Origin of the sequence: Parabacteroides sp. HGS0025, assembly GCF_000969845.1 — a bacterium.
GTDB lineage: Bacteria > Bacteroidota > Bacteroidia > Bacteroidales > Tannerellaceae > Parabacteroides > Parabacteroides gordonii.
Genome location: NZ_KQ033902.1, coordinates 1,156,079 through 1,169,878 on the forward strand (window position 1 = coordinate 1,156,079; position 13,800 = coordinate 1,169,878).

The 13,800-nt window shown below is 51.4% G+C and carries 7 protein-coding genes; 2 read left to right on the top strand and 5 right to left on the bottom strand.

Annotated elements, in window-relative coordinates:
- Nucleotides 1-8 precede the first annotated feature (8 nt).
- Nucleotides 9-1,310 carry a sensor histidine kinase gene (locus tag HMPREF1212_RS04090; RefSeq protein ID WP_028726217.1) on the top strand — a complete coding sequence of 434 codons (1,302 nt, stop codon included), beginning with the start codon at nt 9-11 and terminating at the stop codon, nt 1,308-1,310.
- Between the two features lie 98 nt (nt 1,311-1,408).
- Here the strand turns inward: HMPREF1212_RS04090 and HMPREF1212_RS04095 are convergent, their stop codons facing one another.
- A complete protein-coding gene (locus tag HMPREF1212_RS04095) occupies nt 1,409-2,272 on the bottom strand; it encodes a beta-propeller domain-containing protein (RefSeq protein WP_232430043.1) in 864 nt (287 codons plus the stop codon).
- A 20-nt stretch (nt 2,273-2,292) separates the two neighbouring features.
- The gene (locus HMPREF1212_RS04100; RefSeq protein WP_046148523.1) at nt 2,293-5,619 is read right to left on the bottom strand and encodes an SUMF1/EgtB/PvdO family nonheme iron enzyme; all 3,327 of its coding nucleotides are present in this window, start codon (nt 5,617-5,619) and stop codon (nt 2,293-2,295) included.
- Nucleotides 5,620-5,772: 153 nt separating this feature from the next.
- On the opposite strand from HMPREF1212_RS04100, the gene HMPREF1212_RS04105 reads away from it, so the two are divergent.
- The gene (locus HMPREF1212_RS04105; protein WP_028726220.1) at nt 5,773-6,672 is read left to right on the top strand and encodes a helix-turn-helix domain-containing protein; all 900 of its coding nucleotides are present in this window, start codon (nt 5,773-5,775) and stop codon (nt 6,670-6,672) included.
- 137 nt (nt 6,673-6,809) lie between these two features.
- On the opposite strand, the gene HMPREF1212_RS04110 is transcribed toward HMPREF1212_RS04105, so the two are convergent.
- The 3 genes from HMPREF1212_RS04110 to HMPREF1212_RS04120 are packed head-to-tail and all read right to left on the bottom strand — an operon-like array spanning nt 6,810 to nt 13,769.
- Entirely contained in the window at nt 6,810-9,227 is a 2,418-nt protein-coding gene (locus HMPREF1212_RS04110) for a hypothetical protein (RefSeq protein WP_046148524.1), read from the bottom strand.
- Between the two features lie 18 nt (nt 9,228-9,245).
- The gene (locus tag HMPREF1212_RS04115; protein WP_046148525.1) at nt 9,246-10,958 is read right to left on the bottom strand and encodes an alpha-L-fucosidase; all 1,713 of its coding nucleotides are present in this window, start codon (nt 10,956-10,958) and stop codon (nt 9,246-9,248) included.
- Nucleotides 10,959-10,964: 6 nt separating this feature from the next.
- On the bottom strand, nt 10,965-13,769 hold the full coding sequence (locus tag HMPREF1212_RS04120; RefSeq protein ID WP_046148526.1) for a sugar-binding domain-containing protein: 2,805 nt from the start codon (nt 13,767-13,769) through the stop codon (nt 10,965-10,967).
- Nucleotides 13,770-13,800: the final 31 nt, after the last annotated feature.

Below are 13,800 nucleotides of genomic sequence, written 5' to 3' on the forward strand. Positions count from 1 at the left end.
ACAGACGGATGAGGGTAAAAGGACTGTTCTGGATATTGACCGGGTTGTTGCTGACCGTGATGGGGGTGATGACCTATCACGTATTCTACAATTACTCCTCCGTCATGTTTTTTGTCGTGGAGGGACTGGTGTTCATTTCCGTTCTTTATCTGATCCTTTTCTACCGCCGTATCATCAAACCGCTGGATATTATCGGAAACGGTATGGAGCTTCTGAAGGAGCAGGACTTCAGTTCCCGCCTGAGCCGGGTAGGGCAGAAAGAGGCCGACCGTATTGTCGACATCTTCAATAAGATGATGGAGCAGCTTAAGAACGAGCGTCTGCATCTGAGGGAGCAGAACCATTTCCTCGATCTGCTGATCAATGCTTCTCCGATGGGCGTTATCATGCTGAATCTGGATAATGTGATCCTGTCTGTCAATCCGGCGGCACATAAAATGTTCGGACAGCCGTCCACCGTCGGTTTTGCCGGTAAATCCCTGACCGATATAGACTCGCCGTTGGCAGCGGAACTGGTGAATATCCCTTTGTACGAGTCGCAGACCATCCGCCTGAATGATGCCAATATCTATAAATGTACCCATTCCTCTTTCGTAGACCGTGGGTTTCATCATTCTTTCTACCTGGTGGAAGTGCTGACGCAGGAAGTATTCAAGGCAGAAAAGAAGGCGTATGAAAAGGTGATCCGCATGATCGCCCATGAAGTGAATAATACGACAGCCGGCATAACTTCTACTCTGGATACGCTCGAATCGACCTTCAGCGAACTGGAAAATACGGAAGATATATGCGAGGTCTTGCGTGTCTCCATCGAACGTTGTTACAGCATGAGCCATTTCATTACGAACTTTGCGGATGTGGTGCGTATTCCCGAGCCGCAGGCGATAAACCATAAACTGAATGCGGTCGTTACTTCCTGCAAGCGGTTTATGGAGACGATTTGCCGGAACCGTAATATCCGGATCATCATGGAACTCGACGACGTTTCGCCTGTCGTAAAGCTCGACAGTGCCCTCTTCGAGCAGGTGCTGGTCAATATCATAAAGAATGCAGCGGAGTCGATCGACCATGACGGGCAGATTTACATCCGCACTTCGCATCATCCGGTCTGCCTGGAAATAGCCGATACAGGTAAAGGGATAGACAAGGAAACCGAAGCCAAGCTATTCAGCCCTTTCTTCTCCACCAAACCGAACGGGCAGGGGATCGGCCTGATCTTTATCCGCGAAGTCTTGCAGAAACAGAACTGCTCTTTCTCCCTGCGTACGTATGCAGACGGGTTGACCCGTTTCCGTATCCTTTTTGAATAGTAGTGTCAGTACAACTCATACTATAGTGTTAACTGTATTAGCATAGTAGTGTTAAGGCTGTCAGCACTATAGTGTAAAAGTATGGTAGTTAAGGCCTGTTATTCCTGAAATGAATAGACCGTCGAGATATTGACTATATCCGGATGCAGGGGAAGCGTCCATACGACCCGGTTGTCGGGATCTACCTCTACCAATAGCGGTTGCGATTTATCCTGGCTGTGTCCGTTCCAGTTGCTTATCAATGTGTTGCCGTTTTTGTAACGGACGAGTTCGGCCACGAACAGGAGGGAGATATCCGGCAGGTCGTCGTCACCGACATTCCGGATGATTTGTTTTCCGGCGGGATCGATCTCCACGAAGTTATGCGCGTCGCCACAGGATACCAGCCAGTTTCCGTTAGGCAGTATCTGGATGGCAAACGGATTGCCACCGCATTCGGCCCGGTTGACTATTTCCTTGTTTTTGTTCATTTCAACGACTTCCCCTTTCCCCATAAGCGGTATCAGGTAGGTATTTTGCGGAGTCTTCACGATCTGCCGGAACTGGTCGTGCACACCGGTGATGCTGGTGTCGAATTGCAGTTCGTCTACCGGCTGGCCGCTGGCATCGAGTTCCACGATACGGGAAGGGTTGCCGCAGATTGCCAGCATGTAATTGCCGGAAGGCAGATGCGTGGCGGTAAACAGTTCTTCACCTTTTTGAGCTTTGAAGTCCCAGACGGTTTGCTGGTCGCGGGTGATGAGACGGGCGCCGGAAGTATAGGCATAGAGGATATGACCATCCGGTGTAATCTCTACGTCGTTGCAATCTTCCCCGGGGGTGAGCGGATGGCTCCACTCGATCGTGCCTGTCGCTTTGTCCAGGATCGCTACCTGTTTCCAGCCGCAGCCGGAAACAAGTAACTTCTCTCTGGTGTTGCTGCACGAGCAACAGGTGCTAATTACTACTACTATACAAAACAAATATTTTAAACAGCACTTTGTCATTCTTCAGTCATTACTACACGGAATCCTACATTATATACTTTCTGGTATTCGCGATAGGGCAGACGGAAAGAAGAGGTCGCCCAGTAAGGGCGGTCGTACCAGGAACTGCCGCGTACGACACGCTTGCCGTTTTCGGAGGTGATCCCGTTGCGGCCGTCGTTCTCGTTGTACGGATAAGGTTGGTAGCTCGATAATGTCCACTCCCATACGTTTCCGTGCATATCGAACAGATCCCACGGGTTACGGATGTAGCGTCCCACCGGTTCGGAGATAAAGCCGCCGTCGTTGTACGTGGTGTCGCGCGGAATCCAGTCGTCATACTTATTCGGGTTTTCGATGACCATCGCGCTCTCGTAGAACTTATAAGCGGTACAGGCGGCAAACTCTTTCAGCTTGATATCGCCCAGGTTGGCATAGCCGGAGAAGTCGGCGGACATATTACCATACCAGAACGGCGTATCGCTTCCGGCGCGGCAAGCCCATTCCCACTGTGCTTCGGTGGGGAGCGAGAACTTCATACCTGTCTTTTCCGACAGCCACTTGCAATAATCCATCGCTTCCTGCCAGGAGATACGGACAGCCGGCTGGTCGGGATGGTTCATCGAGTAGCCTTTGCGTCCGAACTGGTAACCATGACGGTGTTCGTCGCGGCTGTCGTGTTCCGGGTCGTAGGCTCTGAATTGTGCGTTGGTGACTTCAAAACGTCCCATCCAGAACGGTTTGTCCACCTGTACGATGGTCTGTGGCAATTCGTCCGGGTGACGGTCGCTACCCATGATAAAGGAGCCGGCCGGTACTTTTACCAGTTCGAGTGTCAGGCCGTTACCCAATGGGATGCTTTTCTGGAAGTTACCCAGAGCCAGTTGCTTCCATTGGGTGTCGTTCCATTGGTCGTAAGGCTTTTCTGTCGGGTTGTAGATCGGCCATTTCTCCAGTAAGGTATCGCCTATTGCTTTTTGTTCCTTTTCAAACCGGACCGGTTCGATATTCTGCGGGATTTCCGGCAACCATTCGGTAGTCGACTTAGGAGCACCGAACATTTCGCGGTATAGTTTCCGCAGTTCGTTGCTCTGTTCTGCATCTTCAAACTTTGGAATGTCGGAACGACGTCCGTGGAAAGGAGCGTTGAAGTCTATCCAGCAGGAGAGCTTTTCCACAGATTCTTTGTCCAGCTTGACACCGTAGTGGCCTTTCTGGAGAATCTGCATCAGTTCGGTCTGATCGGCATGCACGTCCATCGGAACGAGCATGTGCATATCACTTTCGATACCCGGCCGGCGTACGTAACGGTGCAGGTTGGCATACGAGAGTGTAAAGTGTCCGCCGTTCTTCCAGGCTCTTCCCGATATGTTCGAAGTCCAGTCATCGATCCATTTGTCCCCTTTCAGGTAAGGCTTTCCGGGTTTGTCCTGATTGTGGCAAGAGATGCAATATTTGTCTAGAACGGGCTGTACTTCGTGGCGGTAGCTGAATCCTCTTTCTTTTCCATACCATTCTTTGATATCCTGCGGTTTTTGCAAGGATGCTTTTGTCCGCTTCGGAATGGCGATAGTCGATTTTTCTTCATGGCAACCGATACAAGAGACTGTTTCGCCTGGCATGCCGGTGAACCAGCTTCTCATGATTTGCAATGCTTTTCCTTCTGCATCCAGCGGTTGTACGAATACGGCCGTATTGGCTGGGATGGTAAACATGGCCGAACCGTCTTCTTCGACATCCACTTCACCTAGGATTCGTTTGATGTCCCACGGCCCATCCATACCGATGGTACCCAGCAATCCGCCTTGGCCCCAAGGGCTGAAGTTGAATGAACCGATGCGTAGCTTCTTGACTGTCCCACGCGGAATCCCTTTCAGTCCTCCGCCTTCATAGATGTCTTGCAGGAATACGGTAGCAGTTGAAGAGGCGAGATCGACACGGTCGGGAATTACATTCGGTGTCTTACGGCTGTCCATCAACACCGGTTCAAGGTAAGCGACGTTCTCCTCTTCGGCAATCAGGGTACGGTTATCGAACGTGTCGACCAGGTAAAGCCCCCACAAGCTTTCCGGATTCTCTTTCATGGACACCAGATAGTAGGTATCGTTCAACGGATACGGTTGCAGGAACTGTGGCCAGATACCGTCGGGCAGGCGGTCGCGAACGATAGCTTCCACTTTTTTGCCGGCATACGGGATCTCGGCAACGACTCCGTCCGCTTCATGACGGCCTTTGTTGGTATCGATAATCAGCATGCGTCCGCTGCGTGAAACGCTGTGATGGCCGGAGGCAATACCGACTACCGCCGACGGCCGTCCCGGTATGGGGCGGGCATTGAAGAATGAGGTCGGGAAGTAGGAGTTCGAACCGTAGAAGGCCGATTGTGTGGTGCCGTCCGGATTCATCGTAAACAGCAGGCGCGAGTTGGAATGGGGCAGGTCGGCATATTCCCAACGCTGATAGAGTACGGTACCGTTGTCCATGATGACTGGTCCCCAGTTGCTGTCCTGGTCGTAAGTCAACTGGCGGGTTCGCCCTGTTTTCGGATCATACAGGAATAATCCGCACATTTTGTTCCCTCCGTCTGTACAAGGCAATCCGAGGAAGGTGCCGGTGGAGCAGAAGATATACCGTCCGTCGGGGGTGTAGCAACCGTCGAAGCTGTCGAAATCTTTATATGTATCAGGGGTTAGTTGCCGGGTCTTTCCGGTCTTCAGGTCGAGTTCGAACAGTTGCCAGTGGTCGGATGAACCGATAGAGGAATACATGAGTTTATTACCGTCGAAATGAGGTTCCGGGTCAGTGATGATCATTCCGGGTTCCGGTTTATAGAGTGTGGTTTGTTTTATTTTGCCGGGGATGATGTCGAGTGAAACGAATTCGTTTGTCCATCCCCCTTTGGGGGTTCCTATCTCGGAGTTGTTCTGGAAGTTGGAAGGGGCTATTCCCAGTTCACCACTCATGGCTTTACGGGCTTTGTCGCCCAGGGTTCTGCGGATGGCAACGACCTGTTTGTCGGCCAGCAATGGGTTAGCCAGTAGGGCGGCATCCAGTTGTTGCAACAGTTTGGTGGCTTGTTTTTCCGCTTTTGTATCTTTGGCTTTCAGGCCGCTGATCAACGTCTCCTTATTGGTCTCCAGTTCGCTGACAGCCTTCTCCCAACCGGTATCCGGCCGATAGCTGTCAGGATATTTCTTTTTCAGGTTATTAACGGCCGATTTATATTTTTCGGGCGAGTAATAGGTCAGCCGGTTTATCAGGCTTTGCCAGGAGTCCTGTGCAGAGAGCATCGACGAGCTGAGAAGCCCGGACAGAATAAGTAACACTGTGAAAAGGCGAGTCATGATGAATTTAGATTAGAAAGTTATACTGATACAAAAGTAAAGTATCTCTTTCTATATACTTTGACAAAATAAGACGGATACTTTGCATAATCCGATATTGTGAATTGGAAAATTATTTCTACATTTACGGCGGTTAACCCATAATTGTCTGATATGCTTGTATCTTATTCACCTTATGATTTGTCGTTACCTTTGCTTTATGCCGACTATTCCCGGGTTGAAACCTGGTGGAATTATCAGGATGTGATCAGTCCGTTCTACCGCCTTTATCTGATTACAAAAGGGCGGGGAGTCGTTTATATTAATCAGAAAGGGTATGAGTTATTGCCCGGACAGCTTTTCCTTATTCCTAAGTTTGCCTTCCATAGTTATGAGTGCGACGATTTCATGGAACACTACTATATCTGTTTCTTTGACGAGACGACAGGCGGTAAAGGCATCAGCAGCCCGATGAAGATGAACCTGCAGGTCGCAGCCACTCCGATGGACTATTCGCTGATGGAGCGTTTTCTGGCTTTGAACCCGGATAAGTCGCTTCCTACATCCGACCCGAAGCATTACGATAACGACCGGAATATCTATACGAAAGAGAATGAAATCCCGGTCTCTTCTTTTTCAACGACAGTGGAGAGCAGCGGTATCTTGTTGCAGCTTTTCTCCCGCTTCATCACCGAGGACTGCCTGCGTGTGCCGGAAGTGAACAGCTCGTACGAAAAGCTGGATGTGGCGCTTCAATATATCAACAAGCATCTGGATCAACGGATATCCGTCACGACACTGGCCGACCGGATGTGTATCACTTCCGATCATTTCTCAAAGATATTCAAACGGATCATCGGTATGCCCCCCTGCGAATACATCCAGATGAAACGGATCGAACGGGCACAGACCTTATTGCTTACTTCACATATGTCGATCGTCGAGGTCGCTGAAAAGGTAGGGATCGGTAATCTGTCACAGTTCTCCCGCTTGTTCTCAAAGCTGGTGCGTTGTTCTCCGAGAGAGTACCGGATGAAGCAGTTCAATGAAATGAAACCGGAGAATCCTGTATGACCTGATGTAGCACAATAGTTATACAGCTTCAGGACTATTGTGTCAGTCATAGATAGGACTATAGTGTTGGTATTGGTAGGACTATAGTGCTGCCGGTATCATGAGATGCAGCAGCACTATAGGTTCCAAGTTTTGTTTTATTTATTCAGCTTAATCACCTCTGGTGTCCCTTTGGTAATATAGCGGATAATCACTTCCGGTGCGTCCTCGCTGATTTGTTCGCAGGAGAAGGCTACGGCTGAAGAGCCTGCGGGAAGCAGGGCGTTGCCTTGCGGGGTGACTTCGTTGATCACGTTATAGTTCTTGTCGGTAACGACTGCTTTGCCGTCGAAGGTATAGAGCAGGTACTGGCGATCCGATATCTCACAAGGAAATTTGATAACGCCTTTCGGAGTGGTGAACGACGGGTCTTTGATCGTTCCGTCGCCATCTACTTTCAGACGGATGGCATAGACGCTTTCGTACGGGCTGCTCCATGACCAGTCGGCACCACCCGGTTGTCCCGGTTGCATTTCAGCCATGTTGCAGCGGAAATGTTTAGAGATAGAAAGCGGATACAGGTTATAAGTCTGTTCGTCTGTCTTTTCCAGGTGCCATTCTGTTTGCGGATCTTTCAGGCGAGCTTTCTGTTCGTCGCTGAAAGCCTGTGCTTCGCGCAGTTTATCCCAGTTCTTGATGGCTTCGAGCAACTTGTCTATCTGTCCGTGACGGCGCAGGGTGTTGCTGTTGATCGTCATCGCATAACCGGAGTCGAAACCGGCCGATTCGGATAAGGCCCATTCGAGGTCTTCCAGGGTCGAGCATTCAAAATTACGGTCGGCCAGACGGATCAGGAACCATCCCAGCATACGCGGGAAAAGGTTGCGCTGGAAGAAATGCTGGTTCTTGATACGGTTCTCAACCTGACCCGTGCGCATCGCTTCCCCCCAAGGCTCTCCCCAGTTCATGCGGGTATGGATGTGCCAGAGGTTATGGCTCAGGCGGCTGGCATCGTTCAGCACGTTATGGTTCAGCTGGTTGTAGAAGCGGGTAACGAAACGGGAGTTGGCGTATTCGTCCTGCCCGGTATAGGAGCAACCTTCCAGGCCGTCGAATGAGATCTGGCGCAGGCCTGTCTTGTTCATGATCTCGGCCAGGCGGTCGGCAAACTTATCCTGTAGAACCAGATCCGGGAATAACGTTTTATAAGGGTAATCCCACAATTTGTAAAGCGGAGTCTTTTGTGCGTGGGCAGAAGCTGTCGTGCCGTAAGCGCCCCGTTTACAGTCTTTCAACAGGTAAGTGTCTCCCTGGTCTTCCATACTGCCGTAGGTGATCAGTTCCTTGTCTATCTGCATGGCGTTAAGGCTCATAGGCATGGAGAACAAGTCTGACTTCTTGATCTTGATGGCTGTCTGCTCTTTATCCAGATCCGAGGTGAGCGTCAGTACGCCTTGTTTCAGCAGATGCTCGGAAGGAACCGGAGTGACATAGGCATCGTTGGTGGTCGTGAAGTTGCTGAGGGTATGCACACCAACGGCAATACCCTGCGCTTTGGCCTTGTCGACCATCTTCTTTACGCCCTCATCACCGTCTTTGGTGAATTTCGGATCCCAGTTGAAATGCCCCCAGTCGAGGAACGGGCCGCTGTGGTAGACATATTCGAAGCCGGCTATTTTTGCCTTGTCCAGGATCATGTCGAAGTTATCTTCCGAGAAGTCGGAGATCAGGTAGGACTTCATGGCAGCGCGGGAAGTCTTGCCCCATTCGCCGTTGAACAACGGGTGGGGAAGTCCCTGTTCCACTTCGATCTCGCCGATACGTGCCAAGGCATCTGTGTTCTTACTGCCGAAGAAAGCGATCTTAGCCCCTTTGATCGGGCCGTCCTCGCCTTCTACGGGGAGAACCAGCGATTTCTCGATCTGTTGTACCTGGCGGTATTCCTGTTTATTTCTTCTGCGGGCGGAGAAATGGAATACGGTACCGTCTGAAATGTCGGCGGCGGCCAGTTTGTAAGCAGGGATGCTGGCAACCGACAATTCGGCTGATTTACCTGAATAACCGTATGTCTCGGTAACCAGTTTGCCGTATTCGTCGGGAATGCCGGCATTCGTTTTGATGTTCAGGGCTTGTATGCCGAAGGCAAGGCCGTCGCCCTGCGCTACGCCGACAACGTCACCTACGACCTCATGGATGTTTACGGCTAGCGGGCCGAACAGCAATACTTCATATTTATCCGGAACATTGGTTGCTTCCAGTGTGATGCATACGTCGCTTTCCTTCTGTTTCAGGGTGATTGTTCCGCCGTCGGACATGGTTAGTTTCAATTGGTTGCCACTGGCAGTCATTTTGGTTGGTGTGATCAGTTTATTGTCTGCACAGACGGTTACAAGCGGATATTTGCCGGCATGCAAGATGTCTTTGCCTTCCACCCGGATGGAGGAGAAGTGACCGGTGTTGTCTATTCCAATCTGGGTGGAACGGGTTTTTAGATTAACATTCTGTGCTCCGGCATGGAAAGCCAGCGTAAAGGCAAATAGCAAGACTATTTTGCCGATTAAAGAGAGTCGTTTCATGTGTGTTTGTTTATGAATTTAATATGTAAGTCTTTTAATCGTTATCTCTCCGATGGAGGATGCACCTTTGTTCTTCACTTTCATCTTCAGCGTGGTAGGGAACTCATCCAATGTCTGCTGGGAACGGGTAATCCTGCATGTATGTGTCTTCGGTAAAAGAATGAGCGAAGATACTTGTTTTTCTCCATACATGAACAGTTCGTGATCTTTAAACTCCAGATCGGACGGTTTGTTGCTCAGGTAATCGGTGGCCAGGCGGGAGAAGACGAGCTCGTATTCGCCGATCCGGTTGACGAAAGGAGTCAGGTCGAGGGTTATTTCCGTCCAGTTGTCCGCATTGAATGTATGGGCATCCCAGGTATCTACTACCTGTGGTTTGTCTTGTTGCCGCTCATCCTGCAGGTCGCTGAGGGGACTGGACACCTGGAAGGCCGAGAAGTTCTTCAGCAACGGTGTATCTTTTGACCGGGTGATGCGGACACGTAATTTATTCAACTGGAGAGTCGGGAAATGATCTATCTTCTTGTTTCCGACCGAGCTTCCTTTATAGATGGAGATCCATTTGCCTTCCCCGGTATATCCTTCCAGTTCGTAGGCCAGTACCCGTTGTCCCCCTTTCAGGTCTTCCTGCAGGATACAATGGTTGATTTCGGTAGGAGTGGCAAAGTCAAGTTCGAAGGTATTCCCTTTACCGGCCGTTTGCTGTACCGGATGGCCGAACCTGTTTTCGATCTCCCTGCCGAAAGCCTGATAGACGGCGGCATGTGAGCGGGGGATCAGTCCGGTTGTGTCGGGAGTGGAGTTGAGGAGGAGCACGGAACCACGTCCGACGGATTTGTAATACAGGTTCATCAACTGCTCCTGCGTCATCAGCAAGCTGTCGCATCCGGGAGCCCAGAACCATTTATGGCCTTTGTTCTTCAGCAGCGGGACATCCACCTCTACCGGGGCATACCGATCGCCGTCCACATCCGAGTGAAGGGCGGTGGAGACACCGGTTGTCAGGTCTTCCTCCTTTATTGTGTACCAGTTGGGGTAGGGAGCATAACCGTCCTCGTTGCCTACCCATCTCAGGTTGGCCTGCTCGCCCTGAAAGATCACTGAATTGGCGGCATACCGGTCGAGAATATCTTTGATCGGGATGCGGCAGTTACCGTCGAACCATACTTCGCTGATCGGGCCATAGAGGGAAAGTACTTCCGTCAGTTGCGTGCGGAACACCTGGTTGTACGCCTCTTGTTTGGAAGGATCTTGTGTGATACCCCCGCTACCGATACCGGCGCCCCAGCGGTCGTCGCCCGGATAGATATACACTCCCAGGTCGAGTCCGTATTTCCTGCACGACTCCGAGAGGTCTTTCAATACATCCCCTTTGCCGTTGCGCCAGGGTATTTCCTTCACGCCGTAGTCGGACGTTTCGGTCTGCCACCAGCAGAAGCCGCCGCAGTGTTTGGCCACGAACAATACCATCTTTGCTCCCCATGATTGGGCTACTTCGCACCATTGGTCGGTGTCGAGGTCGGCTACTTTGAGACGGTCGAGCGGGGTGGTGAAGTTATCGTATTCCCGGTTCTGCCAGGCGGCAGGGCCGTAGTGCACGAACATAACCCGTTCATAGTTGTGCCAGCGTAGTTGTGCTTCCGTAGGCAGCGGGATCTTTTTCTCCTGTCCCTGTACAGGCGGGCCGGACAGAAACAGGAGGAAGATCAGTATAGGAATTAGTTGTTTCATGTAAGTTTACTTTTTGTATAAGCCCCGGATCAAAGCCGGATCGATTGGCGCCGACGGGTTGAAGCGGTCGGATGCCATGTATTGCAGGATGCTCTGTTTGAACTGCCGGGCGGCTGGACGTTTGTCGAGGTCGCGTTGCAGGTCGGCACTGCACACCATTAGTTTACCGTTACCCACTTTCCCTTCGAGGAGGATACCCAGTTTGCGGTTCGTGAACCAGTCGTCGATCAGGTGTACGACCGGGCGGTAGTCTGCCGGGAAATCATCCAGTACCATTGCGTTGCAATTGCTGACCAGATCCCACCATTGGAAATCGCTGTATCCTTCGGTCGGGAAAGCGGCCAGTGCCGGATGTTTCGGATCGCAAAGGATACCGAGGGTATGGGGAGGTTGCTTGTTTGTCCAGGCAGTGTTCCAGAAGATGGAAGAGAAGCCGACACGGATGTCGCCGCCTTTATCCGGTGCGATGCGTCCGGGAGCCAACAGCAGGAGGACGTTTTCCCCTTTTTCCAGCCGGGTCATTGCCTGGTCGTCGAGGGTGGAGGCAATGTAAGGCAGTTGTTCGATCGGTTCCTGTTTGGCCGGATAGACCCAGATGTTCCATTCGTTTCTGCTGTTCGTCTCTTTCACTTCCACGCTGACGGTAAGCTGTGTCGGTGCAGTGATGTCGGCCAACGGGTATTCGATAGTGCCGGCCGGGATGCAGTTGGTCAGCGGAAGGTCTTTTACGAAACTTCCCTGTGCCAGGTTTTCGCCCGCTCGGTTGCTGATCTGCCAGCGGATGTTTGCCCCCTGTAAAGGCTTCTCACCGAAATGAGCCAGTTCGACCGGCGCTTTCAGTGTCTCGTTATTCAGCCAGACCATTTTCGGGAAGCGGACAAGCGGAACGGTGTTGTTACAGAAGGTGCTGTATTCTTTCCCCGTTACATACCCTTTTTCACCCCAGAAGGCGTCGAGTACTCCGACCAGTGCGGAACCCTGTCCCGGGAAGTCGTGCAGGTCGAGCAATTGGAAGCCAGCGAAGCCGGGCGTGCGGAGGGCAGCTTCTATATCGGCTTTATAACAAAGCGTCTGCAAGCGGCCGGAAGCATACAGGAAAGCATCGGCCAGGTCGGCCATCTGATGGTCTTTCAGTGTTTCCTGGAATATCTCAAAGTTCTTCGCTTTCAGTACGCCAGTATATTTCTCTATTTCCTTGAAGTTGGGATAGACGCACCATTGACCGATCTCATGGCTGACAGTCGGCATGTTCGGACGGATAATATGGGCGAAGTCGTAGTCAGTACGCGGCGGTTGTGCGTTGATGATGCTGCGCAATCCTTCTCCCCATCCCTGGATACGCGGATCGGGAGCATTCCAGTAGTCCGCATTCTCTACATAAGGCCATCCGCCGGAGCTGGTATAGGCACGGCGCAGGTCTTTCGATTTCCAGTGCTCGATCAGTTCGGACAGGTATTTTACCTGGTTGGCTCCACCCGGTTCATTTCCGTAGGCCATCAGGCAGAAAGAGGGATGGTTGCCATACTCTTTCAGGATACGGTCTCCCTCGTCGTAGAACCATTGGTCGGAATAACTGCCGTCGCCCACCGTTGCCCATCCGGCACATTCAACTTGCAGATAGACGCCCATGCTGTCGGCCACCTCGAAGGCGGCACGGGGTGGACACCAGGAGTGGAAACGGACATGGTTCAGGCCGTAGGCCTTGCACTGGCTGTATATCTTCTCCCAATAGCCGTTCTCCATAGCCGGATAGCCTGTCAATGGGAAGATACAGCATTCGAGCGTACCCCGGAGGAATACCGGATGACCATTTACTTCGAAACGTGTGCCGTTGGCTTTGAACTCGCGGAGTCCGAAGGTGCGGCATTGTTCTTCTTTATTACCATCGGTTTCAACGGTTGCACGCAGGTTATACAGGTTAGGGCTGTATTCCGACCAGAGCAAGGCGTCGTTGCCCAGCGATAAAGTCGCTTCCTGTTGCAGGGAGGTGCCTGGGGCAATAGTGATCTCCTGCGGTTGTCCAACAGGACTTCCGTCTTTCTTTTCTACTTGGAGAAGCAGGGTGGAGGCTTCTTTCCCGGCTGTACCGTCCAGCGTAACTGCGACTTTGACTGTCTTATCCGCGATATTCGGATAAAGCTGTATATCATTAATATATAGAGAGGGTTTAGCCGTCAGGCTGATGATCCCGATAACGCCGTTCCAGTTGGACTGCGTATGGTCGGAGACGCTATGGGCGTTGATTCCCACCTCTATGTTGACCCGGTTATCCACACGGAGTGTCAGGGTGTGTTTTCCGGGCTTCAATTCATTAAAGACATACCGGAAAGGGGTGGAGAGCGATTCATGCTTACCCATCTCATTCCCGTCGAGGAAGAGCGTCGTCTCCCAGTGCGTACGTTCCAGTTCGAGCTCTACCGGTTGGTTGGCCCACGACTGCGGTATATCTATTTCTTTCTGATACCAGGCCACTCCCACATAGTGTTTCTCTGGGTTCAACCAGAAAGGGACTTTCATATTTCCCGGCTGGCGGAATTTCTCATATTGGGGAGCATCGTACCATGATTTGTCGACAACCTGCCCCGTCCAGGCTGTTTCTATCCCGACATCATTGCCGTATCCTTGTTCCTGAAGCGAACCGGGCAGCTGGATGGTTTCGTTCAGGTATCTGTTGTACCATTGTTCTGTCAGTCCCCGGTCGTCAGGATCGAGGGCAAAGAGCCATTCACCTTGCAGGGATTGTGTGTTATCTGCCTGCCGGCAGGCGACAAGGGTTAAAAAAGAGAGTAAGACGAATAAGTACTTTTTCATGCGTATTTAATTGTAAATGATGAATAAGAGT

Coding starts and splice junctions, on each gene's coding strand:
- HMPREF1212_RS04090 (WP_028726217.1), top strand. CDS start 9: ATGAGGGTAAAAGGACTGTTCTGGATATTGACCGGGTTGTTGCTGACC.
- HMPREF1212_RS04100 (WP_046148523.1), bottom strand. CDS start 5,619: ATGACTCGCCTTTTCACAGTGTTACTTATTCTGTCCGGGCTTCTCAGC.
- HMPREF1212_RS04105 (WP_028726220.1), top strand. CDS start 5,773: ATGCTTGTATCTTATTCACCTTATGATTTGTCGTTACCTTTGCTTTAT.
- HMPREF1212_RS04110 (WP_046148524.1), bottom strand. CDS start 9,227: ATGAAACGACTCTCTTTAATCGGCAAAATAGTCTTGCTATTTGCCTTT.
- HMPREF1212_RS04115 (WP_046148525.1), bottom strand. CDS start 10,958: ATGAAACAACTAATTCCTATACTGATCTTCCTCCTGTTTCTGTCCGGC.
- HMPREF1212_RS04120 (WP_046148526.1), bottom strand. CDS start 13,769: ATGAAAAAGTACTTATTCGTCTTACTCTCTTTTTTAACCCTTGTCGCC.